Origin of the sequence: Mesorhizobium maamorense (assembly GCF_044998965.1) — a bacterium.
GTDB lineage: Bacteria > Pseudomonadota > Alphaproteobacteria > Rhizobiales > Rhizobiaceae > Mesorhizobium.
Genome location: NZ_CP173356.1, coordinates 4,203,716 through 4,225,446, shown reverse-complemented (window position 1 = coordinate 4,225,446; position 21,731 = coordinate 4,203,716). Strand labels below are relative to the sequence as shown.

Here is a 21,731-nt window from a genome sequence, read left to right as displayed (position 1 = left end):
TTGACAGGAACTCATATAGCCCCGGTATCCAAACGATACCAGTCTTACCTGCCCAGGAATTGCTTACCAGGAGAGCCCCTATGTCCAAACCCAAGATCGCCGTCATCGTCGGTTCGACACGCGCCGCGCGCTTCGCCGACGTGCCCACCCAATGGATCGCCAAGATCGCCAAATCGCATGCCGATATCGAGGTCGATGTCGTTGACCTGCGCGATTTCCCGATGCCCTTCTTCGACGAGGTCGCATCCTCCGCCTGGGTGCCATCGACCAACGAGGTGGCGCAGCGCTGGCAGAAGAAGGTCGCCGAATATGACGGCTTCATCTTCACCGCCGCCGAGTACAATCACGGCCCGACGGCCGTGCTGAAGAACGCCATCGATTACGCCGCCAATGAATGGAACAAGAAGCCGGCCGGCTTCGTCGGCTATGGCAGCGTCGGCGGTGCCCGCGCTGTCGAGCAGCTGCGCCTCCACGCGGTCGAATTGCAGATGGCGCCGGTCAAGTCGGCCGTCCATATCGCCTGGGGCGATTTCCTCGCGGTGCGCCAGGGCGAGAAGAAGCTCGAGGAGATCGAGCACCTGAACCAGGCCGCGACCGCGCTCGTCAACGACGTCGCCTGGTGGGCCAAGGCGCTGAAGACCGCGCGCCAGGCCGACGCCATAGACGAGGAAATCAAGGCGGCCTGACCGCCTCGAAATCATCCTCCCAAGGATGTGGGGCGGCGCTTGCGCCGCCCTTTCAGTTGCGGAAGGCTGCTTGCTCGTCCCGCCCTGGCCGTGGCCGGATGACGCAGTCGGCAAGGCGATGCTTTTCGTTCAGTTCGTCGGCGTGGTGCTGGCCCCATTGGCACAGCGCCAGCAGGATGGGCTCGAGGCTGAGGCCGAGCGGCGTGGCGGAATATTCGACGCGCGACGGCACTTCGGCGAAGATTTCGCGGCTGACGAGACCGTGCTCCTCCATTTCGCGGAGCTGCTGGATCAGCACTTTCTGGGTGATGCCCGGCATCAGCGCCTTGAGTGCGGTCAGCCGCCTTGGGCCGTCGAAGAGATGGTAGAGGATGACCGCCTTCCAGCGCCCTGCGATCACTTTCAGGGCGCGCTCCGCCGGCAGCATCGGCAGTCTCTTGGTTATTCCCGCCATGGTCACCACCTGGTCAGCAGGGGACAAATGAGTGTGTAGTCGAGGCCCCGCAGATAGTGGCAAACCGCGGCCGATGCCATAGCGATCGGAGTTTGCCATGAAAGCCGCACAATTCAGCCGTTTCGGCGGCCCCGAGGTGCTGGAGACTGTCGACCTGCCGACACCGGAGCCGCAGGCCGGCGAGGTGCTGATCCGCGTTCATGCCGCCGGCATCAACTTCTTCGAGGTGCTGATGCGCGCGGATCGTTATGCGGTGACGCCGCAATTGCCGATGGTTCCCGGCGTCGAGGCGGCGGGGGTCGTGGAGGCCGTCGGGCAAGGGGCGGACGATACGCTGATCGGGACCCGGATCGCGGCGCCTTTGTTTGCCTCGACACGCCCCTTTGGCGGCTATGCCGAGTATGTGACGATCGACGCAGGCTTGGCAGTGCCCTTGCCGGATCCGCTTTCGTTCGAGGAGGCGACGGCGTTGATGGTGCAGGGGCTGACCGCCTTTCATCTGTTGCGGCAAAGTCCGCCGGCGAACAGGACGGTTTTGGTTCCCGCCGCCGCGGGCGGGGTCGGTTCGCTGCTCGTCCAGTTGGCGAAGCGCCAAGGCGCGTGGCGGGTCATTGGGCTCGCCGGCGGCAAGGCCAAGCTCGACGTCGCCATGTCGCATGGTGCCGACATCGCCATCGATCGTCATTCCGGAGACTGGGTGGCCGAAACCAGAGACGCGGCGCAGGGTGGTCTCGATACGATCTATGACACCGTCGGCGGAGCGATGACCGGGGACTTCCTCGATATCCTGGCGCCCGGTGGCGAGCTCGTGTTTGCAGCACTTGGCCGCTATGCGCTTGGCGTTGCCCGGCTTGAGGCGATGATCGGCAGGAATCAGTCGTTGAAGGGCTTCGCGCTGCTCCCGCTGCTGTCCCCTGGAGTGCTGAGAGCGAGCCTTTCGGAGCTTTTCGATCTGGCTGCCAGCGGCGACATTGTCGTCACGACTGGCGGGCGCTTTCCGCTCGACCAAGCCGGCGAGGCGCATCGCCTGCTCGAAGAGCACCGCTCGATCGGCAAGGTCGTGCTGATGCCTTAGTGTCGGGCTGCCGGGCAATCCGCTGGGGATGGAGATAGCCTTCGGCCCAAAATCGTGCGTGTCAAACGCCCGCGATCGCGAACAGCCAGGCGAGGATATCGAACAACAAAAGAACCAGCGCGATCTGCAATGCTACCCGAAGCCGCTGGATGATGCGCCAGTTGCTGGCCATGTCGGCCTTGATGCGAAGGGCAAGCGCGCGCTGCATGGCCGATATCTTCAGCGGCCTGTCGCCATCGACATATTGATGGAGCAGCTCTTCCGGATCGAAGCGGAACGTGTATTTGTGATAGGGCCAAAGCAGGAAGACGATCAGTCCGCCGATGCCGAACAGCAGGGCCACTGCGATCCAATCCCAGAGCCCGAGCCCGTCGGAAAGCGCCCTTGCGCCAAGCAACGAGTTTACAAACGCGGTGGCGAAGATGAGGCTGCCCGCGCGCGTGTTCATGTTCTCGACGAGATTCTGCTGATGATTGAGGCCTCGCACCGCCTCCTGATAGATAAATGCCAGGCGAGGATCGTCGTCGGCAGGATCGCTTGCGACTGCCGTGTTGCTGTCTCCGGCGCCGGTACGTTCAGTCATGAGAATGCTCTATGCCGTATCGGTGATGCGTCACCTTAGCTCAAAATCCCTTGGCGCTAAAACGTGCCGGAGCATCAGTGGCGAGGTGAAACCACTTGGCGTCGCAGAAAAGCCGAACCAGGCGGGAAACGCCATGCACGTTTCCTGGAGTTGTTCTAGCCACCCCATGAAAGCGCGAAGCGCCGATCATTGTAGTCCTTGAGATATCGGGAGTGGATCGGCGCGGCGAGATGCCGGGATTTCATGTAGACATATGCCGAGACAGGCGGCCCGCCATCGACAGGCTCTGCTTCGATCAGCACGCGCAAATTTCCGGGCTTGCCAACGGATTCGATCCTGTCGAGGTTTGCCAAGGCGCGATCGTCCACGGCGTAGAGTTCGCCGCCGACCTGGAAGCCGACGCCTGGTTCATTGAACATCATCGGAGCGAAGCGAGGTCCAGCGATCAGCATCGGGAAGCGCTCTCGCGTCCTGTAGGCGCCCAGAAATGCGGCTTCGGACAAACCCTCGCCGTGAAGGGGAAAGCCTTTCTTCAAGGTACCAAACACGAAGAGTTTCCGCATCATGCGCGGGGAACGCCGGCCAAGCTTGGAAGTTCATCTGTTTTCATCGGCGTTCGGGGCAGCGGAAGAGAGCAAGACAGCGGGTTCAGCATCGTATCTGGGCTGAGGCGTGGAGCTGTGAAGGTTGCTTTCGCGCGATGCCGGACCGATACGGGTTGGCCCTCCATATGAGCGGAGCTGCCATCTGGCTCGGCCGTTCTGCCCTGATATATCCGGCCGCGATCCATCACATGAGCAAAGCCCCGTGAAGTCATCCAGCCTGGCAGGCGTCGTTTCCCCCATGATCCCGGTGCTGGTGTGCGCGCTCGGCATCTTCCTTCTGTCGGGGATGGATGCGGCGATGAAGGTTCTGGTCATTGCCGTGGGCGTCTACAACACGGTGCTATGGCGCAGCATGCTGGCGACCGTGGTCGCGGGCGCCGGCTGGTCGGCAGGATCGCGTTCATTTCCCGCCGTTTCCGTGTTGAGGCTGCATGCGCTGCGTGCCGTTGTTGTCGGCATTGTCTTGCTGTCGTTCTTCTGGGGGCTTGCCAGGCTGCCGCTGGCGGAGGCGATCGGCCTCAGTTTCGTGGCGCCGCTGTTTGCGCTCCTGCTGGCCGCACTGTTGCTGGGCGAACGGATACAGCGACAGGCGATCTGGGCATCGCTGGCCGGCATTGCCGGCGTCGCAATCATAATAGCCGGACAGTTCGGGCATGCGACCTATGCCGAGGATGCCCTGCTCGGCACGGCCGCCGTGCTGGTATCGACGGTGTTCTACGCCTACAACCTGATCCTCGCGCGGCAACAGGCGCTGCTGGCCAAGCCGATCGAAATCATGCTGTTCCAGAACCTTTGCGTTGCCGTCATCCTCGGTCTCGCGGCACCCTGGCTTGCCATTGCGCTGCCAAGCGAGCTCTGGCTTCCTCTCGCCGGGGTGACGGCGCTTTCGCTCGCCGGCCAATTCCTGATGAGCTGGGCCTACGCGCGCGCCGAAGCGCAATATCTGATCCCGACCGAATACTCCGCCTTCATCTGGGCGATCGCGCTTGGGTGGTTCTTCTTCGACGAGGCGGTGACCTGGACCACGCTGGCGGGAGCGGGCCTCATTGTGGCCAGCTGCCTGATCGCCTCGCGCTCGAACCCGAAGCTTTCCGAGCCGATCGAAGCCGCGGTTTGACGGTGTTCCCCTGCGACAAATAACGGGCACTGCGCCGCCGGCCCGAGGCCTGTTCCCTCGCTCGATGCGCCAGCCCTCGAATTCGCCCATCGCTCCAGAGCGGCAGAAAGCCGGAATCGCTTTTTTTGTGACCTACGCCAGGCGTGGCAGCAAGTATATCGCCGTGTTCTCGGTATAAGCGCAAATTTTATTAAAAGTTTTACTGACTTCATTACGATTTATAGACCATTTCTTGGCCTCTAGTGCTTTCGTTTCGAAAAATGTCACCCAATAGTCGATGTAATGCTGAACTGTGTGGCAAGCTCCTGGAACGACATCGTGCATGGCAACGTTGCTCCGTAAGCGGTTGCCGTTTCGAATGACCTGAACAGGCGCGAGGAAAGGATTTCCTGATGAGCACCGTCGTGAACGCCAAAGGCATCCCTCTCCCCTACACGGGCACGTCCACCCATTGGTTCTCGGCGACCGGATCCGGGCCGGAATTGCACGGCACCTCCGGCAACGACTCCTTCTGGGGGGACGCCAGCGTCAACGTCACCATCTATGGCGGCGCGGGCGACGACTATTATCACCTCTACTCCACCAACAACAAGGTGGTGGAGAATCCCGGGGCAGGCACCGACACGATCGACACATGGATGAGCTACAAGCTCCCCGACAATTTCGAAAACCTCGTCGTCACCGGCAACAATCGCTATGCGTTCGGAAATGCGTTGGACAACATCATCAAGGGCGGCTCCGGCCATCAGACGCTGGATGGCGGCCAGGGCAACGACGTGCTGATCGGCGGCGGCGGCGCCGACACTTTCATCATCACCAGGGGCAATGGAAGCGACCTGATCACCGATTTTGGCGCGAACGACACGGTCCGCCTCAATGGCTACGACTTCACGTCTTTCGACGACGTCAAGGCACATATGACCCAGGCAGGAGCGAACCTTCTGCTGAATCTCGGATCCGACGAGGTGCTGGTGTTCAACAACACGACGGTGGACAAGCTGGCGCCCAGCCAGTTCGAACTGCCGATCGACAAGTCCGGAATGACGCTGTCCTTTTCCGACGACTTCAACACGCTCAGCCTTTGGAACGGCCATAACGGCACCTGGAATTCCAATTTCTGGTGGGGAGCGCCGAACGGAAGCACGTTGAGCAGCAATGGGGAGCTGCAATGGTACATCGACGCCAATTACGGCCCGACCAGTTCCGTCCACCCGTTCAGCGTGGAAAACGGGGTCCTCACCATCACCGCGGCGCAAGCGCCGGCAGACATCAAGCCACTGATCAACAATTACGAATACACTTCGGGCATCCTGACGACCCACGAAAGCTTCTCGCAAACCTACGGCTATTTCGAAATGCGGGCGGACCTGCCCGAAACGGCCGGAGCCTGGCCGGCCTTCTGGCTGCTGCCGGAAGACGGCTCGTGGCCGCCGGAGCTGGACGTCCTGGAAGCGCGCCGGCAGGATCCGAACACGCTCATCATGACGGCGCACACGAACGAGACGGGACAGCACACCAAGGTCTCTTCCTCGGTGAATGTTTCGGACACCGACGGCTTCCATACCTATGGCCTGCTGTGGACGCCGGATACGCTCGTCTGGACCTATGACGGCGTAAAGGTCGCCGAGGCCGCGACGCCGTCCGACATGCACACGCCCATGTACATGCTGGCCGATCTAGCCGTCGGCGGTTTTGCCGGCGCGCCTCCCGACCATCTCGCCACGCCGGCGGAGATGAAGATCGACTATATCCGCGCCTATACGCTGGATGACCTGCAGCACCACCCCCTGGACGTCGCGGGCGACCACTCGGTCTGAGCGCCGATGTCTCGGGACATGAGCCGCCAAGGGAGCGCGGGAACGATGGGACAGTCAGGTCTGCGGGCGGTCTTGTGGCGCGCCATCGCCGATGTCGGCGTTTTCTCGTTGCTGATCAACGTCCTGCTGCTGGTGATCCCGCTCTATCTGTTGCAGGTTTATGATCGGGTCCTGCCTTCCTCCAATGTCGAGACGCTTGTCTACCTGTCGGTCATCGCGGTTCTCGCGCTGGTCTTTCTGGGCTTTCTGGACACGGTGCGCTCCATATACACACAGCGCGTCGCGGCCAGCATCGACAGCAAGCTCGGGGAGGAGACGTTCGCCGCCACGCTTGGCGCCGACCACGCCTCCGCAGGCCTGTCGCCATTGCGTGATCTCGCCTCGGTATGCGCCTTCATCAGGTCGCGCGGCGTGGCGGTCCTGTTCGACCTGCCGTTTGCTCCGTTCTTCCTCGGACTGCTCTACCTGATCCATCCCGTCCTGTTCTGGCTCACCCTGGCTGGCGTGGCGATGCTGCTTGCACTGGTCCTGGCAACCCAGCTTGCGATCGGCAGGAACGACGCCTTGTTTTCACAGCGTTCGGCGGTCGCCAGCCAGTCGGAGCAGGCCTTTGCCCGCAACGCCGAGACGCTGCGCGCCATGGGCATGGTCCAGAACGCCGCGCGGGCGTGGGGCAAGCACGTCGCCGAAGCGCTGATCGTTCACGACCGCGCATCGACAGCCAATGCGATCTTCAGCGGAACGTCCCGGGCCGTGCGGATGATGCTCCAGCTGGCGATACTGGGCGTGGGCGCATGGCTTGTCCTGCAAGGCAAGATGACGGCCGGGATGATCTTCGCATCCTCCCTGGTGTCGTCGCGCGCGCTGCAGCCGCTCGACCAACTGATCGGCTCGTGGCGGCAGATCGTCGACGCCAGGCGATCGTGGAAACGCCTGGAGGCGACCCTTTCGGCACATCCGACCGCGTTGGAAAAACTGGCTCTGCCTGATCCGTCTGGCGCGATTTCGGCGCAGGATCTGATCTACGTCGGGCCGAACACGCCCGGCAGTCAGCCCATCGTCAAGAGGCTGAATTTCCACATCGGGGCCGGCGAGGCGGTGGCGATCGTCGGCCCGAGCGGAGCCGGCAAATCGACGCTCGCCAGATTGCTTGTCGGTGCGCTCCAACCGGTCAGCGGTTCGGTCAGGATCGACGGCGCGGACCTCAGGACCTGGGACGAAAAGCAGCTTGGAAGGCATATCGGCTATCTCGCGCAGGAGGTGGAACTGTTCCCGGGATCGATCGCGGAGAACGTCGGCCGCTTCGACCCCGACGCGGATGACGCCTCGATCGTCGAGGCGGCAAAGCGTGCCCAGGCCCATGAACTGATTTTGACGCAGCGCGACGGCTACCAGACGATGATCGGTCCGTCTGACCGGGCGCTGTCGGGCGGCGAGCGCCAAAGGATCGGGCTGGCGCGCGCCCTGCACGGCAACCCCAGAATTCTCGTTCTGGACGAGCCCAACGCCCATCTAGACGGCGCCGGCGAGGCGGCGCTCGAAGCGGTGCTCTCGGATGCGCGGTCGGCGGGGATTACCTTGATCGTGATCACGCACCGCCCTTCGATCGCAGCGGCCTGCGACCGCGTGATGCTGCTGCGCGACGGCACGATCGAAGCCTTCGGCCCGAGCAGCGAGTTGCTACGGCAGCCGCTCGCCGGCAATTCTTCCCGGCAGAATACGGTGGTGACGGGGTCGTTCGCCACGACCCTCCGCAGTGCCCCGCAAAACACCCGCTTTGGATCGTAGATGATGGCAGTGCACAGCCTCGCCGGGGAACGCAATCCACGCACCGACACAGGACGCGTGGCATTGGCCGGCTATGCTGCGATAGCGGTATTTGCAGCTTGCTTCGGCTATTGGGCGGCCTATGCCCCCTTGTCCGGAGCGGTGATCACGCAAGGCACGATCTCGGCGATGGGCGGGAACATCCTCATCCAGCACCCCGAGGGGGGCATCGTCCAAGAGTTGCTCGTCCACGAAGGCGATCGCGTGCGGCAGGCCCAGGATCTCATCGTGCTGGACCCAACCGCCGCGCAGGCCGAGCTCAACCGGCTGACGAGGCAGTCGATCGCGCTCAGGGCAAGTGCGGCGCGGCTGGAGGCGGAGCGGGACGGGCTGGACAGGCTGGCGCCGATCACAACAGCGGCGCCGGCGCCGCTTCAGCACGATTTCGAAATGCTGGTTCGGGAACAGCAGAAGGAGTTCGACGCCAGGCTCGCCCGGTTCCGGTCGGAACGATCGATCCTCCAGCAGCGGGTCGTCATGCATCGGCAGTCCGTCGTGGGATTGGACGCCCAGAAACAAGCCATCCAGCAGCAGGTCGAGGTGGTGAAGAAGGAGCTCGGCATCAAGACCAGCCTTTTGGACAAAGGCCTGACCAACCGCACCGAATACTCCCAGCTTCTGCGCAGCGAAGCCGACCTCGTCGGCCAGGCGGGAGCGCTGGAGGCCAGTCTTGCATCGGCCAGCACCCAGATCGTCGAGGCGCAGGAGCAGACCGAGCGCTTGACCACGCAACGGGTGGAGGAGGCGCTGACGAAGCTGGACCAGGTTCGCTCCAACCTGGCCGACGTCGAGGAACAGATCAGGGCGGCCGCGGCGGTGCTGCGGCGCACGACAATCAAGGCGCCGGCAGCGGGCATCGTGGTGTCGTCGACCTACAATTCCAAGGGCAGCGTGATTGCTCCGGGCGAAAAGATCATGGAAATCCTGCCGACGACATCGGGATTGGTCGTCGACGCGAAGCTGCGGCCGAAGGACATCGATCAGGTGCGCGTCGGCCAGCCGGCGAAATTACGATTGTCCGCCTTGAACACGCGGCTCACGCCCGAGGTTCCAGCCACCGTGACACAGATTTCCGCGGATCGGCTGATCGACGAGGCTACGCGTGAACCCTATTTCCGGGCGAAGCTGAAGATCGACGCCCTGCCATCCCGCGTGAGGCCCGAACAGCTCTATCCCGGGACGCCGGTCGAGACGTTCATCAACACTGGCGACCGGACTTTCCTGGAATATCTCGCACGGCCGATGCTCGATTCGTTCGCCCGCGCCTTCACGGAGCAGTAGGCGCGGACCGGTAGATCGATCGGCCGACGCCCATGGCTCTTGGCCCGAGGCAACGTTGGAACAGTCAGCGCACCACTTCGCGGTGGCCGCTGGGCAGGCGCGTGGCGATCAGCTTGTCGATGCGGCGGCCGTCGAGATCGACAACCTCGAAGCGCCAGCCTTGCGCGTCGACGCATTCGCCGGTCGCCGGCAGATGGTGCATGTGCGACAGCACATAGCCGGCGACGGTCTCGTAGTCGCGGTTTTCCGGCAGGTCGATGCCCAGCACCTCGGCCATCTCGTCGGCCTGCATATAGCCGGCAAGCAGCCATGAGCCGTCGTCACGCTTGACGGCATTCTCTTCCTCGCCGGCTTCGAGGTCCGAACGGAAGACGCCGGTGATGGCCTCCAGAATGTCGGCGGGTGTGACGATGCCTTCGAAATGGCCGTATTCGTCATGCACCAGCGCCATCGGCACGTCGGATTCCTTCAGCGTTTGCAGGACGTCGAGCGCGTCGGCCTGATCGTGCACGATGGGCGCGGTGCGCACGTGCCGACGCGGGTCGAGCGCGCGGCCGCCCAGCAATGCCGCGAGCACGTCGCGCGTCTGGACGACGCCGATCATGGCGTCGACGCCGCCGTCGCCGGCGGGCAGGCGCGAATGCTGCGTGTCCATCAGGAGCTTGCGGATGGTGGCATCGTCGGACTGGAGATTGATCCAGTCGACCTCGGTGCGCGGCGTCATGACGGCGCGCACGGCGCGGTCGCCAAGCCGCATGACGCCGGCGATCATGCGGCGCTCGTCGGATTCGATGGTGCCGTGATGCTCGGCCTCGGCGACCAGCATCTTGATCTCCTCGTCGGTAACCTTCTCCTCGCTTTCGCCGCGCTGGCCGAGCAACCAAAGCACGGCCCGGCCCGAAATATCGAGCAGGAAGACCAGCGGCGCCGAGACGGTGGCGAGGACGGTCATGGCCGGGGCAGCCCGCACGGCGACCCGCTCGGGATCGCGCAGTGCGATCTGCTTGGGCACGAGCTCACCGATGATCAGCGAGGCATAGGTGATGATGGCCACGACGATGCCGACGCCGAGCGGATCGGCGATGTTTTCGCGGATGCCGTTCGAGGCCAGGAACTGCGCCAGCCTTTCGCCGAGCGTGGCGCCGGAAAAGGCGCCGGACAGCACGCCGACCAGGGTGATGCCGATCTGTACCGAGGACAGGAACTTGCCGGGGTTGGAGCCAAGCGCAAGCGCCCGGCCGGCGCCCTTAACCTCGCGATCGATCATTGCCTTGAGGCGGGCCGGCCGCGACGAGACGATGGCAAGCTCGGACATTGCCAGAAGGCCGTTCACGCAGATGAGGACGACCACAGTGGCGATTTCAACATATAGCATCAGGGGTCAATAGCATTGCCGTGCTGGATTGGAAAATAGTCAGCAGCCGTTTTCAGGAAGATGACAGCGCATGCGGCCCCGTCAGGTGGCATCCCAGGGCGGCGCCGAAAAATGCTCGACCAGCGCATCGACTACGACGCGGACCTTCGGCGTCACTGCTCGCGTCACCGGCCAAACGGCGTGGACGGCAATGTTTTCGACGAGGCGGTCCGACAGCACCATTTCAAGCGCACCGCTCCTGAGGCTGTCCGCCGCCAACCATGTCGGCAGGAAGGTGATGCCGCAGCCGGCAAGGGCGGCGTCGAGCATCGGCTCGCCATTGTCGAGGACCAGCCTTGCCCGCGGTGTGAACTTTCCGATTTGGCCGTCGGCGTGCCTTATGGTCCAGGGATGGGCGACGCCGTTACGGGTGTAGCCGATCAGCTTATGAGCGGCGAGCTCCTCGATCGTTCGCGGCCTGCCGTGCTCCTCGAGGTAGGCGGGGGCGGCCAATACGCACGAGCGTTGGACATAGAGCCGCCGCGCCGCGAGCGACAGGCTGTCGTCGAGCTCGCCCATGCGAACTGCCAGGTCGATGCCTTCTTCGATGAGATCGACGCGACGGTCGTTGAAGGAGATCTCCATCGCCAGATCGGGGAAGCGCTTGGAAATGTCGAACAAAACTGGGGCAACGCAGCGCTGGCCGAAGGCCGACGGCAAATCGACCCGAAGCCGGCCCGAGGGCACTTGCCGGTGCGCGGCAAGCAGCGACTGGGCGGCTTCGATTTCGGACAGCGCCCTGACGCAGGCTTCGTAATAGCTGAGGCCTTCGCTTGTCGGGCTCAGGCTGCGGGTGGTGCGATTGAGCAGACGCACCCCAAGCCGATGCTCCAGCTGTGCGATCGATTTGCCGACCGCCGATTTCGTCACGCGCAGCCGTTCTCCCGCACTGGTGAAGCTGCCGGCTTCGATCGTTTGAACGAAGGCGACAATGCCCTGCAGATCGGCGGATTCCATGGCTGTGCCCCTATTGTAGAATAATGATCTTCAATTCGTTTCCAATTATGCCGCATAGAAGCACTTTGTTCCATAGTGGAATGACGTAAAGATCTCGCCAGCAACTCAATCCGGAGCAGACGAGATGAACAGAGACATCAACAGATCCTGGCAAATGACCGGTTTTGGCCTGTCCAAGCTGCAACCGGCGCAGGGAAAGATACCCGCCCCCAGGCCTCATGAGCTGCTGGTGCGGATCAAGGCCATATCGCTGAATTACAAGGATCGAATGATCCTAGACGGGGTGCTGATCCCGGACCTCGTCTTTCCCTTCGTGCCGACATCGGATGCGGTGGGCGAGGTCGTGGCGGTCGGCGGCGGCGTCAGCCGCTTCCAGGCCGGGCAACGCGTGCTGGGCCAAGTGATCGCCGACTGGCCTGACGGCGATGCGCCGCCGGTGCTTCACCAGCACACGCTGGGATTGTCACTGCCCGGCACCTTGTCCGACTACGTGCTGCTTCACGAGGATGCCGTCGTGCTGGCGCCGCCTTCGCTCAGCGACGCCGAGGCCTCGACGCTGCCGATCGCGGCGCTGACGGCGTGGTTTGCGTTGGCGGAGGCGACGAAGCCGGTGCCCGGCCAGACCGTTCTCATCCAGGGCACCGGCGGCGTGTCGCTGTTTGCACTGCAATTCGCGGCTGCTTTCGGCCTGCGCGCCATCGTTACCTCGAGCAGCGACGACAAGCTTGAGCGGGCCAGGAAACTCGGCGCCTGGCAAGTGATCAACTACCGCACCCAGCCGGCATGGGACGAAGCCGCGCGTGACCTGACGGGTGGAACCGGCGTCAACCATATCCTGGAGATGGTCGGCGGCGACAATGCGCGGCGATCGCTCGATGCCCTGGCCGCCGACGGCCGCCTGTCGGTCATCGGCCTGCTGGGCTCGATGGAACTCAGCTTTCCGATCGTGCCGTTCCTGCGCAATCGCATCGTCGTGCAGGGCATATCGATCGGCCATCGCCGCGCCTTCGAGCGGATGAACCAGGCGATCGAGGTGCTCGGCATCCGGCCGGTGGTCGACAAGGTCTTCGGCTTCGAGGAGGTGGAGCAGGCCTTCCAGCATCTGGAGAAGGGACCGTTCGGCAAGGTCGTGGTCGCCACGAGCTGACTTCAGGCATCACGGCAGTTGCTTCAGCACGCCGAGCGCGGCCTTGCCGTCGGTGAAATAGGGGTCGCCGCCGCCATTGCGCCCGTGCGTGGTGGCGCCGATGCCTTCCAGTTCGCTGGTTGAGATCAGCATTCCGGCGGCGGTCAAATCCTGGATAAGAAAGTCGCGTTCGGCGTCGATGTCGGGGCCGATATGATGGGTGATGGCGCCGGTGTCGTGGCTCAGGCCCACGCCACGGTCGAAACTGGCCGAGCCCAGCCACAGCGGACGGCCATCGTCGCCCGTGGCATCAGTCTGCCAGAAGCGCACATGGTGACGGCGGTCGGCGCTGCCGCCGACCGGCTTCTCGAAGGCAAGATCCTGGGCGCGACCTTCGAACAGCAGCCGGCTCACCGGCGCTTCCGGATAGGGGCGCGAAAACAAGACGCTTTCGCCGATGTCGATCGCTGTCCTCAATGTGATGGCGTCGGCCGTGTCCCAGCCAGCGACGGCGAAGGCATGGACAACCTCCTTTTGCGTGCCGATCAGGCCGACATTGATCGGGTCGCCCGGAATGCCTTGCGGGGTGTGCGTCACCATCTCGAAGCTTTGGCTGCGAAAGCCGCGATCGCGAAACGTCCAGAATTCCGGCGCGGCGACATAGGCCAGCACCAGATAGGTCGCCAGGAGCAACACCAGCCAGGTCGCAGCGCGTCGTCGGAAGCTTCGTTGGCTCATCGATGCCGCTCGAGTTCTACGACGTCACTGTACGCGGCGAAGCCGCCGCCAGGCAAAGGGATCAGCGGCAGGCGCGATAGCCGCTCTTGCGGTTCTTGATGTCGAAGTGGAAATGGTTGCGGTGGTCGTAATTGTAGCCGGGGCCGAGCACGGTGGTGAAATACTGGCAGCCGTCGGCGCGCACATTGTTGAGGAAGCCGCGGGTGCGGAAGGCGAACAGGCCGGGCTTGCGCACGTCGATGTCGTCGCCATTGTTGAGTTCGATGCTCATCACGTCGAGCGCGTTGCCCTTGCCGTGTTCCGACAGCACGCCTTCGCCGGCGATGTTGCGGCAGGAATAGCTGGAACCCTGGTGGATGGTCCTGACGCCGGAGAAGTAGCGCCAGCGGGCGGAAGGAACGAGCTCGTTCTTCGTCCACGCGGCGAAGCTGGCGGCCATGTCGCAGGTCAGCGTCGCGGCGGGCTTCATCTCGACGCTGCCGATGGCCGAAACCTTCACCGGATAGTCGATGCCGCACTGGCCTTCATGGATCGGCGCCAGGTCGGTGAAGGTGACGCCGAGGCGCCTCAGCTGCTGACGGCAGTGGGTCTCGCTGGCCGGCATCTGCTCGACCGGCGACATCGGCTCGTCCATGCGTGGATAGGCGGCCTGCGTCATGTAGGGATTGGAAGGAACCAGCCGCTGCATGCCTGAATATTGCGGCACGGCCGCGGTCTGCGCGCCGACATCGACGGCCGGCTCCAGTGCCAGCACGTTGCCGGTGTTGCAGGCCGACACCGCGGCCAGCGCAAGCAGGGCGGCCACCCCGCCGGCAGCGGCGCGCGCGGTTTCGATTGCCGCGCAAGCGCCAGCGCGGCACGAAATATCCCGTCCATCGGCAGTCCCTTTCCCGATAGGCGGGATTTTAACGATTAACGGTAAAGGAAAAATCAGCGCCGGCGTTCATGCCTGCGGCCGAATTGCGGCATCGCTTCTGAGCCGGCCCTACTGGCAGAAGGTACCGCCGTGGCGGCGCGGCTCGAGGTCGAGGTGCAAATGCAGCGAATGATCGGCATCGCTGCCCGGGCCCAGCACGGTCTTGAACGGCCCGCAGGCGGCCTTGCGCACCGCGTCGAGGAATTTGGCGTCCTTGTCCGGTGGCGCCGGGCCGACCTCGATCGTCCTGCCGTCCGCAAGTGTGAAGCTGGCAATATCGAGCGCATTGCCGAAGGCATGTTCGGACAGTTTGCGCGTGCCGTTGCGTGGCCGGCACACAAAGGCCGATGCCTGGCCGATCGATTTCAGGTCGGTGCCGAATTCGGCTTTCGCCGCCGGCTGGATGACGTTGCCGGCAAAGCGTGCCGCCGCCTCGGCCATTGCGCAATTGAGCTCGGCGCCCGGGGCAATGGCGATCGACTTGCCAAGGCTCTTCAGCACCAGGGGATAGGGGATCGAACAGCCGATATCGCGATCGCTTTCAGCCTTGTGCTCCTCGAATTCGACACCGAGACCCCTCAGCCGCTCGCGGCAGGCGACTTCCTCGGCAGGCATTTTCGCGTCTGGCAGGTCAGCCGAACGCGGATCGGGAAGCATCTCCTTTTTGTCCGCGTCCGCCGGCTTTGGCGGCGGTGGCGGGGCGAGGGCCGGCGGCTCAACCTCCGGTTCCGCAGTCTCAGGCCTTTGTGTCGGCGTCGGCGCCACGGCTGGCGGCTCCGGTTCGCCTTTCGCATCGGCTGGCGGCTCGGGCCGGGCTTGTTGCTTCCGAGGGGATCCTTCCTCCTGAAACCGGTCGGATGTTGCGGCTGGATTTTGCGTGTTCGGTTCTGGCGCGTCAGCGGGGCGCGGTTCAGGCACGGGGACATCCGCACGTACCGGCTTCGGATTTTGCGTCCTCTGCCGTGCCGGCTTCGGCTTGCGATGCCTTTCGCCGCGCGGTTTCAGCGGCCGGTCAACCCGCGGCGTCAGCGGCTGTTCCACCCGTGGTGAAAGCGGCTCGTGATGCCTGTGACGATGCCTGGCATCGGCCGGCGTCACCAGCAGTGCTGTCACGACCATGACCAATGCAATCCTGTATTTTCGGGAAAAGCTCAGTGTTGCCATCGCCTCGAAACGGTGCCGGGATGCTCGAAGTTGCCTGGAAGGCGCTTAGGCCCGATCACAATCGATTACCGGCGCGTTACGCACCGATCGCTTCCAGCCCTTCCTCCAGCCAATCGGCGAGCAACGGCAAGCCGAGCAGGTATTTGGCCGTGTGCTTGTTGGCGCGCTCGCGCGCGGCGGCGACGGCGTCGGCCCATTCCGAGGCATCGTAGTCGCCACGGCCGACCCAAGCGAGCGCGACGAGCTCGGCCGCCTCGTCGACATTGAGATCGTTGATCAGCTCGCGCAGTTCCTCTTCGGTCAGGTTTTCCGAGCTTTCCTCGGCGAGTCCGTCATGATGATGATTGTCACGGGTGTTTCCATCGAACTCGATTTCGTGTTCGGCGCCGTCGGCATAGTCTTCATTGATCGCGGCGCTCAACGCCTTGCATTTGAGGATGAACAGCCGCACGGTGTCGGGCCCGATCGTCAAATCCCAGTTCTTTTCAAGCCGTCGCTGCACTGGCGGTCTCCGCTGGCTCAGCTTTCATCGCCGCCGATGATAGCGGATTTCGAGCATCCGTCACCTCATGTTAGCCCCTTGCTTTTTTCCGGGATGAAACCGCCGACACGCTGCGTTAGTGTTGCATTCTCACCCCTCCAGGAGGCTCCGATGCATAAAAGAGTGCTGATCCAGGCGGCGAGCGCGCTTCTCGCTCTGCAGTTCCTTGCCGTTCCGGTGTTTGCCGCAGGCAGCGGTGACGACACCAGTACGACCACCAAATGCAAGAAAGGCATGGTCTGGGACAAGAAGAAGAACAAGTGCGTCGCACCCCAGGAAGGCATGCTGGACGACGACAGCATCTATGATGCCGGGCATGACCTGGCGATGGCCGGCCGCTATGACGAGGCGATCGCCGTGCTCAGCCTCGCCGCCAACAAGCAGGACCCGCGCATCCTCAACTATCTCGGCTATTCGCACCGCCATTCCGGCCGCGTCGCCGTTGGCCTCGGCTATTACGAGGAAGCGCTGCGCATCGATCCCAACTACACGCTGGTGCGCGAATATCTCGGCGAAGCCCATCTCCAGATCGGCGACCTGGCCGGCGCCCAGCAACAGCTGATGGAGATCGAAAAGCGAACCGGCAAGGGTTCACGCGAATACGGCATGCTGGCCGAACAGATCGACCATTTCATGAGGAGCTGACCCCCCCCTCGATGCCTTTTCGAACCGGCCGCGAGCAATCACGGCCGGTTTTTTGTTGCCATGCCGGCTCCTGCGACGGCGCGCGCGAAAACGGTGATGATTTCTTCAGAAACCGATTTTTGGGCGTGAAAAGCCCGCAAAGATTGCTATATTCAGGGAAATTGCGGTGAACGGTTCCGTTAGCCCGAGGCTGCCGGACCGTTTTCTTTTTGCACCATCGATAAGGCTTTCCCCGAAATGCGGGGGTGGCGGCAGGAAAGGTCAGGTATCATGAACAAGGTCCCGATGACAGGCGAGGGGTTCGCGTCATTGAAGGAAGAACTGCGCTGGCGCCAGCAGGAGGAGCGGCCGCGCATCATCGAGGCGATCTCCGAAGCGCGCTCGCACGGCGACCTATCCGAAAATGCCGAATACCATGCCGCCAAAGAGGCGCAGAGCCTCAATGAGGGCCGTGTCAACGAGCTCGAGGATCTCATCGCCCGGGCCGAAGTCATCGATGTCACCAAGCTCAGCGGCGACAAGGTCAAGTTCGGCGCCACCGTGGTGCTGGTCGACGAGGACACCGAGGAGAAGAAGACCTACCAGATCGTCGGCGATCAGGAGGCGGACGTGAAGTCCGGCCGCATCTCGATCTCCTCGCCGATCGCGCGGGCGCTCATCGGCAAGGAAGTCGGCGACGCCATCGAGGTCAACGCGCCGGGTGGTGCAAGGGGATACGAGATCGTCCAGGTGCAGTTTATCTAAGGGGTTCGAGGGGCGCTGATCTGCGCGTTTTTAGCCAAGGTTGGCGCCGCCCCTCATCCGCCTGCCGGCACCTTCTCCCCGTATAGTGACGGGGAGAAGACGGCTGAACGCGAAGTCGGCGTCTATTCTGCAAACGCTTAAAAATTGGCGCAGTCATCGATGAAGGCTTCCTTCTCCCCGGCAGGGCGATGAGGGGCAGCGCCAGCTTTCCGATTGAATAGATCAGTTCTTGCCAGCGCCGGCCTGGCCATGCGTCTGGTGCTCCAGCAGCCTCTCAGCCTCAGCCACCACCCTCGCGGGCGACACTCGCTCACCGGGCGCGGCCTGCAGCGTCGATGCATAGGGGCCGCGCGGGCCGGTCAAACCCGGCTCCGTCGCTAAAAATACCGCGACCGTCGGCAGGCCGAAGGCGCTGGCGAGATGCGTGAGCCCCGTGTCGGCGCCGATTACCAGCCTCGAGCTGCCCAGGATCGCCGCGATGTCGGCCAATGGTGATTTTGGCACGATGCTCGTCGATGGAACTGCCCGGGCGACCGCTTCGGCCACCGCCTGTTCGCGCTCGTCCGACCAGGTCGTGACCGGCGTCATGCCGCGCTCAACCAGCAGGCGGCCGGTTTCGATCCAGTCTTCAACAGGCCACTTCTTGTCCTCGCGGCTGGTGCCGTGCAGCAGGAAGGCCGTGTTGCCGGCTGTGCCGGTCAGATTGCCGGGCGGCGGCACAATGCCCGAATCCAGCATCGAAAGATCGGGCCGGTAGCCCAATGCCAGCCCGAAAAGCCGCCGCGTCCGTTCGATGGCGTGGAGGTTGCGGGGGACGGCGTGGCCGACGTCGTAAAGCAGCGTTGCCGAAGGCTCGCGCGCGCTTGAGCGGTCGAAGCCGGCGATCGGCGCTTTCGCCTGCCTGGCCACCAGCGCCGACTTCAACAGGCCTTGCGCATCGATGACCAGATCATAGCGGCATGCACGCAAGGCGCGTCGCAAGGCGGTCGCCTCGCGCCAGGTGGCCTTGTCGAAGAGATGTTTTCGCCAACGCCGGATGGCGACCGTGTGGATGGTTCCGACTGCGGGGTGCAGCGCGACGATGCCGGCGAAAGCCTCCTCGACGCACCAGTCGAAAGCAATATCGGGCCGTGCGCGGCGCGCATCCTGGAGCGCCGGAAAGGTGTGGATGACATCGCCCATCGACGATGTCTTGACGATCAGCACCTTCATGCGGCGGCCGGGATGTCCAGCAGCCGGTCCGCCGCCGCCATGACCCGTGCGACCTCGAGCGTCTTCAGGCAATTGAGGTGGCCGAGCGGACAGATCTTGCGGTGGCAGGGCGAGCAGGGCAGGCCGAGCCAGACCAGTTCGCGCCGTTCGGCCAGCGGTGGCGTGTTCTGTGGCGAGGTCGAACCATAGACCGCGACAACCGGCGTGCCGACCGCCGCCGCGACATGCATCAGCCCGCTGTCGTTGGAGACCGCCAGCCCGGCGGCCGCGATCAGGTCGATGGCGTCCTCCAGCCGCGTCTGGCCGGCCAGGTCGACCACGCCAGGAGCGAGGGCTGCGATCTCCGCTGTCACGTCGCGGTCGTTCTTCGACCCGAACAGCGCGACCTTGAACCTTCTGGCCATAAACTCCCGGGCAAGGCCGGCATAGTGTTCGCTCGGCCAACGCTTGGCCGGGCCGAACTCGGCACCTGGCATCAGCGCCACGAATTTCTGCGACCCCAGGCCGAAACGGTCGAGCAGGGTGGCCTGGTTGTTGGCGTCCATCGTCAGATGAGGCGCCCGAAAATCGCCACCCTGTGCAAGGCCGAAATAAGCCTGCGCCGTGCGCCGTTTTACGGCCTCCGGCAGCGGAACAATATCGGTCAACAGGCCGTAGCGCATTTCCCTGAGATGGCCGAAACGGCGTGGAATGCGGGCAAAGAACGGGATCAGCGCCGACTTCCAACTGCCTGGCAGGATATAGGCGCTGTCATAACGGCCGCGCAGCAGGCGGCCGAAGCGGCGCCGATGTGCGAATTCGAGCGCGCCTGGTTTCAGCGGGAAATCGATCTGCTGGCGGACCTCAGGCATGCGCTTGACCAAAGGGGCCGCCCAGGCTGGCGCCAGCACGTCGATCGCTGCATTTGGATGAAGCTCCTTCAGCGCCGAGAACAGGCACTGCGCCATCACCATATCGCCCACCCAGCGTGGGCCGATCACGAGGATCGCTGGGCTTTCAGCCATTCGACATAGTCTCTGACGCCGGTTTCGACGCTGCGGAATTGCCCGTTATAACCGGCCGCGCGCAGACGCGACATATCAGCTTGCGTGAAGCTCTGGTAGCTGCCCTTGAGGTGGTCGGGAAAGGGGATGTACTCGATTTCGCCCTTGCCCAGCGTGTCGATGACGGTTTCGGCAACGGCGCGGAAGGGTTGCGCCCGGCCGGTGCCGCAGTTGAAGATGCCGCTCGCGCCGCGCTTCCACAGCCACAGATTGACATCGGCGACATCGCCGACATGGATGAAGTCGCGGCTTTGCTCGCCGGGACCAAAGCCGTCATGGGCGCCGAACAGCTTTGGATTCTCGCCGCGCCCGACCTGGTTGAACAGATGGAAGGCGACCGAGGCCATGGCGCCCTTGTGCGCCTCGCGCGGCCCATAGACGTTGAAGTAGCGCAGGCCCGCGACCTGCGAATGATCGGTGTCGAAGACATTGCGCCTGACATAGTCATCGAACAGCTTTTTTGAATAGGCGTAGACGTTGAGCGGCCGCTCAAGCTCCGCGTCCTCGCGGAACTCGGAGCCGCCGCCATAGACCGATGCCGAGGAGGCGTAGAGGAAGGGCACGCGCAACGCCAGGCAGGCATGCAGCAGCCGCTTCGAATAGGCGTAGTTCACCTCCATCATGAACTTGCCGTTCCATTCGGTGGTGGTCGAGCAGGCGCCCTGATGGAAGACGGCCTCGATGCGGCCGAGCCCGCCATCCTCGATACGGGCCAGGAAATCGTCCTTGTCGAGATAGTCGGCGATCCGCAAGTCAGCAAGGTTGGCGATCTTGTGGCCATCGCTTAGGTCATCGACGACCAAAATGTCGTCGTGGCCCTCGGCATTGAGCGCGGCGACGATGTTGGAGCCGATCATGCCGGCGCCGCCCGTGACGATGATCATGAACGCCTCTGGTTGCTTGCGATTCCGGTCCTTATAAGGGAGGCTTGCGAGGCTGTCGACAAAACAGCGTTGCGGGGCGACACCGAGATCCGCAAGCAAGAAGGGTGGAGGGGTGAACCCGCCCGCGATTGTCCTGCACGGCACAGCGCGCCACAGTGGCGCCGCAAAGCTGACGCTTCAGTCGGCTCGCGCCGCCGGACGCGATCATGAGGGCCAGGAATGCCATCGACAGAGCTGCTCGTCGCGTTTTTCGCCACCACGGCGATCTTCGCCTATATTCCAGGCCCGGCCATGCTCTATGCCGCCGCGCAGACGATGGCGCGCGGCCGCTGGTCCGGCCTGACGGCGGCGCTCGGCATTCATCTGGGCGGCTATGTTCACGTCTTTGCCGCCGCCGCCGGCCTGTCCGTGCTTTTCCACGCCGTGCCGCCGCTCTACATGGCGGTCAAGCTCGTCGGCGCGCTCTACCTGATCTGGCTCGGTGTGGCGCTGTTCCGCAAGCGCGCGGAAGGCGACATGGCACTGCCGGCGATCGAGCGGAAATCGGCTTACCGCGCCTTTTTCGAGAGCATCGCCGTCGAGGTGCTCAATCCGAAGACCGCGATCTTCTTCATGGCCTTCCTGCCCCAGTTCATCGATGCCTCTGCCGCATTCCCGGTCTGGCTGCAATTCGTCGTGCTGGGCACGACAGTCAACCTGATGTTCTCCTCGGCCGATATCGTCTGCGTGTTCCTGGCTGGTGCCGTGATCGGCAGGCTGCGCCGCTCCAGCAGCGCCCAGCGCATGATGCAGCGAGCCGGCGGCGCGGTGCTGGTCGGGCTTGGCGTCCATGTCGCCTTGCAGAAGAGTTGACGAGGCCAGCCGGCGTTGCGCTGGCTCGAATTGCGGTATATCGGCATCGC

22 protein-coding genes are annotated in these 21,731 nt (G+C 63.6%); 10 read left to right on the top strand and 12 right to left on the bottom strand.

Annotated elements, in window-relative coordinates:
• The first annotated feature begins 80 nt into the window (after positions 1–80).
• Positions 81–686: an NADPH-dependent FMN reductase gene (locus tag ACIU1A_RS21090; RefSeq protein ID WP_404925195.1), complete on the top strand. Its 606-nt coding sequence runs from the start codon at positions 81–83 to the stop codon at positions 684–686.
• 52 nt (positions 687–738) lie between these two features.
• On the opposite strand, the gene ACIU1A_RS21085 is transcribed toward ACIU1A_RS21090, so the two are convergent.
• Positions 739–1,140 carry a helix-turn-helix domain-containing protein gene (locus ACIU1A_RS21085; protein ID WP_140495976.1) on the bottom strand — a complete coding sequence of 134 codons (402 nt, stop codon included), beginning with the start codon at positions 1,138–1,140 and terminating at the stop codon, positions 739–741.
• 97 nt (positions 1,141–1,237) lie between these two features.
• Between ACIU1A_RS21085 and ACIU1A_RS21080 the strand changes: the two genes are divergently transcribed.
• Positions 1,238–2,215, top strand: a complete 978-nt coding sequence (locus ACIU1A_RS21080; protein ID WP_404925194.1) for a zinc-binding alcohol dehydrogenase family protein — start codon at positions 1,238–1,240, stop codon at positions 2,213–2,215.
• A gap of 61 nt (positions 2,216–2,276) precedes the next feature.
• On the opposite strand, the gene ACIU1A_RS21075 is transcribed toward ACIU1A_RS21080, so the two are convergent.
• Entirely contained in the window at positions 2,277–2,798 is a 522-nt protein-coding gene (locus ACIU1A_RS21075; RefSeq protein ID WP_181167232.1) for a hypothetical protein, read from the bottom strand.
• 155 nt (positions 2,799–2,953) lie between these two features.
• Complete coding sequence (locus ACIU1A_RS21070) at positions 2,954–3,346, bottom strand: gamma-glutamylcyclotransferase family protein (RefSeq protein WP_246674162.1); 393 nt, start codon at positions 3,344–3,346, stop codon at positions 2,954–2,956.
• A gap of 295 nt (positions 3,347–3,641) precedes the next feature.
• On the opposite strand from ACIU1A_RS21070, the gene ACIU1A_RS21065 reads away from it, so the two are divergent.
• The 4 genes from ACIU1A_RS21065 (at position 3,642) to ACIU1A_RS21050 (ending at position 9,445) form a co-directional block, all read left to right on the top strand.
• A complete protein-coding gene (locus ACIU1A_RS21065) occupies positions 3,642–4,520 on the top strand; it encodes a DMT family transporter (protein WP_404927983.1) in 879 nt (292 codons plus the stop codon).
• A gap of 392 nt (positions 4,521–4,912) precedes the next feature.
• Positions 4,913–6,337: a family 16 glycosylhydrolase gene (locus ACIU1A_RS21060; RefSeq protein ID WP_404925193.1), complete on the top strand. Its 1,425-nt coding sequence runs from the start codon at positions 4,913–4,915 to the stop codon at positions 6,335–6,337.
• 45 nt (positions 6,338–6,382) lie between these two features.
• On the top strand, positions 6,383–8,125 hold the full coding sequence (locus ACIU1A_RS21055; RefSeq protein WP_404925192.1) for a type I secretion system permease/ATPase: 1,743 nt from the start codon (positions 6,383–6,385) through the stop codon (positions 8,123–8,125).
• Positions 8,126–8,128: 3 nt separating this feature from the next.
• Positions 8,129–9,445: an HlyD family type I secretion periplasmic adaptor subunit gene (locus ACIU1A_RS21050; RefSeq protein ID WP_404927982.1), complete on the top strand. Its 1,317-nt coding sequence runs from the start codon at positions 8,129–8,131 to the stop codon at positions 9,443–9,445.
• 64 nt (positions 9,446–9,509) lie between these two features.
• Here ACIU1A_RS21050 and ACIU1A_RS21045 read toward each other — a convergent pair whose 3' ends face one another.
• On the bottom strand, positions 9,510–10,820 hold the full coding sequence (locus ACIU1A_RS21045; RefSeq protein ID WP_140516828.1) for a hemolysin family protein: 1,311 nt from the start codon (positions 10,818–10,820) through the stop codon (positions 9,510–9,512).
• A gap of 81 nt (positions 10,821–10,901) precedes the next feature.
• On the bottom strand, positions 10,902–11,816 hold the full coding sequence (locus tag ACIU1A_RS21040) for a LysR family transcriptional regulator (protein ID WP_404925191.1): 915 nt from the start codon (positions 11,814–11,816) through the stop codon (positions 10,902–10,904).
• 124 nt (positions 11,817–11,940) lie between these two features.
• Between ACIU1A_RS21040 and ACIU1A_RS21035 the strand changes: the two genes are divergently transcribed.
• On the top strand, positions 11,941–12,963 hold the full coding sequence (locus ACIU1A_RS21035) for an NAD(P)-dependent alcohol dehydrogenase (protein WP_404925190.1): 1,023 nt from the start codon (positions 11,941–11,943) through the stop codon (positions 12,961–12,963).
• A gap of 9 nt (positions 12,964–12,972) precedes the next feature.
• Here ACIU1A_RS21035 and ACIU1A_RS21030 read toward each other — a convergent pair whose 3' ends face one another.
• The 4 genes from ACIU1A_RS21030 to ACIU1A_RS21015 all read right to left on the bottom strand — a co-directional run bounded on the left by ACIU1A_RS21030 (position 12,973) and on the right by ACIU1A_RS21015 (position 16,049).
• Complete coding sequence (locus ACIU1A_RS21030; RefSeq protein WP_404925189.1) at positions 12,973–13,680, bottom strand: LssY C-terminal domain-containing protein; 708 nt, start codon at positions 13,678–13,680, stop codon at positions 12,973–12,975.
• A gap of 61 nt (positions 13,681–13,741) precedes the next feature.
• Entirely contained in the window at positions 13,742–14,485 is a 744-nt protein-coding gene (locus ACIU1A_RS21025) for an extensin family protein (RefSeq protein WP_404925188.1), read from the bottom strand.
• Positions 14,486–14,665: 180 nt separating this feature from the next.
• The gene (locus tag ACIU1A_RS21020) at positions 14,666–15,721 is read right to left on the bottom strand and encodes an extensin family protein (protein ID WP_404927981.1); all 1,056 of its coding nucleotides are present in this window, start codon (positions 15,719–15,721) and stop codon (positions 14,666–14,668) included.
• 115 nt (positions 15,722–15,836) lie between these two features.
• The gene (locus tag ACIU1A_RS21015) at positions 15,837–16,049 is read right to left on the bottom strand and encodes a DUF3775 domain-containing protein (protein ID WP_404927980.1); all 213 of its coding nucleotides are present in this window, start codon (positions 16,047–16,049) and stop codon (positions 15,837–15,839) included.
• Between ACIU1A_RS21015 and ACIU1A_RS21010 the strand changes: the two genes are divergently transcribed.
• Together ACIU1A_RS21010 and greA are read left to right on the top strand one after the other, a co-directional pair.
• The gene (locus ACIU1A_RS21010) at positions 15,966–16,946 is read left to right on the top strand and encodes a tetratricopeptide repeat protein (protein ID WP_404927979.1); all 981 of its coding nucleotides are present in this window, start codon (positions 15,966–15,968) and stop codon (positions 16,944–16,946) included. The genes ACIU1A_RS21015 and ACIU1A_RS21010 overlap by 84 nt on opposite strands.
• 270 nt (positions 16,947–17,216) lie before the next feature.
• The gene (gene greA, locus ACIU1A_RS21005; RefSeq protein WP_008877613.1) at positions 17,217–17,690 is read left to right on the top strand and encodes a transcription elongation factor GreA; all 474 of its coding nucleotides are present in this window, start codon (positions 17,217–17,219) and stop codon (positions 17,688–17,690) included.
• A 222-nt stretch (positions 17,691–17,912) separates the two neighbouring features.
• On the opposite strand, the gene waaC is transcribed toward greA, so the two are convergent.
• Genes waaC through rfaD form a run of 3 tightly spaced genes read right to left on the bottom strand, consistent with a single transcriptional unit; the run spans position 17,913 to position 20,829 of the window.
• Complete coding sequence (gene waaC / locus ACIU1A_RS21000) at positions 17,913–18,902, bottom strand: lipopolysaccharide heptosyltransferase I (RefSeq protein WP_404925187.1); 990 nt, start codon at positions 18,900–18,902, stop codon at positions 17,913–17,915.
• Entirely contained in the window at positions 18,899–19,906 is a 1,008-nt protein-coding gene (gene waaF / locus ACIU1A_RS20995; protein WP_404925186.1) for a lipopolysaccharide heptosyltransferase II, read from the bottom strand. Before waaF ends, waaC begins: the two co-directional genes overlap by 4 nt.
• Positions 19,879–20,829, bottom strand: a complete 951-nt coding sequence (gene rfaD / locus ACIU1A_RS20990) for an ADP-glyceromanno-heptose 6-epimerase (protein ID WP_404925185.1) — start codon at positions 20,827–20,829, stop codon at positions 19,879–19,881. The genes waaF and rfaD overlap by 28 nt, the downstream gene beginning before the upstream one ends.
• Positions 20,830–21,048: 219 nt before the next feature.
• On the opposite strand from rfaD, the gene ACIU1A_RS20985 reads away from it, so the two are divergent.
• The gene (locus tag ACIU1A_RS20985; RefSeq protein WP_140495961.1) at positions 21,049–21,681 is read left to right on the top strand and encodes a LysE family translocator; all 633 of its coding nucleotides are present in this window, start codon (positions 21,049–21,051) and stop codon (positions 21,679–21,681) included.
• The last annotated feature ends 50 nt before the right edge of the window (positions 21,682–21,731 follow it).

Bases quoted from the DNA above. Each gene is read 5' to 3' on its own strand.
- ACIU1A_RS21090 (WP_404925195.1), top strand. From the start codon at position 81: ATGTCCAAACCCAAGATCGCCGTCATCGTCGGTTCGACACGCGCCGCG.
- ACIU1A_RS21085 (WP_140495976.1), bottom strand. From the start codon at position 1,140: ATGGCGGGAATAACCAAGAGACTGCCGATGCTGCCGGCGGAGCGCGCC.
- ACIU1A_RS21080 (WP_404925194.1), top strand. From the start codon at position 1,238: ATGAAAGCCGCACAATTCAGCCGTTTCGGCGGCCCCGAGGTGCTGGAG.
- ACIU1A_RS21075 (WP_181167232.1), bottom strand. From the start codon at position 2,798: ATGACTGAACGTACCGGCGCCGGAGACAGCAACACGGCAGTCGCAAGC.
- ACIU1A_RS21065 (WP_404927983.1), top strand. From the start codon at position 3,642: ATGATCCCGGTGCTGGTGTGCGCGCTCGGCATCTTCCTTCTGTCGGGG.
- ACIU1A_RS21060 (WP_404925193.1), top strand. From the start codon at position 4,913: ATGAGCACCGTCGTGAACGCCAAAGGCATCCCTCTCCCCTACACGGGC.
- ACIU1A_RS21055 (WP_404925192.1), top strand. From the start codon at position 6,383: ATGGGACAGTCAGGTCTGCGGGCGGTCTTGTGGCGCGCCATCGCCGAT.
- ACIU1A_RS21050 (WP_404927982.1), top strand. From the start codon at position 8,129: ATGGCAGTGCACAGCCTCGCCGGGGAACGCAATCCACGCACCGACACA.
- ACIU1A_RS21045 (WP_140516828.1), bottom strand. From the start codon at position 10,820: ATGCTATATGTTGAAATCGCCACTGTGGTCGTCCTCATCTGCGTGAAC.
- ACIU1A_RS21040 (WP_404925191.1), bottom strand. From the start codon at position 11,816: ATGGAATCCGCCGATCTGCAGGGCATTGTCGCCTTCGTTCAAACGATC.
- ACIU1A_RS21035 (WP_404925190.1), top strand. From the start codon at position 11,941: ATGAACAGAGACATCAACAGATCCTGGCAAATGACCGGTTTTGGCCTG.
- ACIU1A_RS21030 (WP_404925189.1), bottom strand. From the start codon at position 13,680: ATGAGCCAACGAAGCTTCCGACGACGCGCTGCGACCTGGCTGGTGTTG.
- greA (WP_008877613.1), top strand. From the start codon at position 17,217: ATGAACAAGGTCCCGATGACAGGCGAGGGGTTCGCGTCATTGAAGGAA.
- waaC (WP_404925187.1), bottom strand. From the start codon at position 18,902: ATGAAGGTGCTGATCGTCAAGACATCGTCGATGGGCGATGTCATCCAC.
- waaF (WP_404925186.1), bottom strand. From the start codon at position 19,906: ATGGCTGAAAGCCCAGCGATCCTCGTGATCGGCCCACGCTGGGTGGGC.
- rfaD (WP_404925185.1), bottom strand. From the start codon at position 20,829: ATGATCATCGTCACGGGCGGCGCCGGCATGATCGGCTCCAACATCGTC.
- ACIU1A_RS20985 (WP_140495961.1), top strand. From the start codon at position 21,049: ATGCCATCGACAGAGCTGCTCGTCGCGTTTTTCGCCACCACGGCGATC.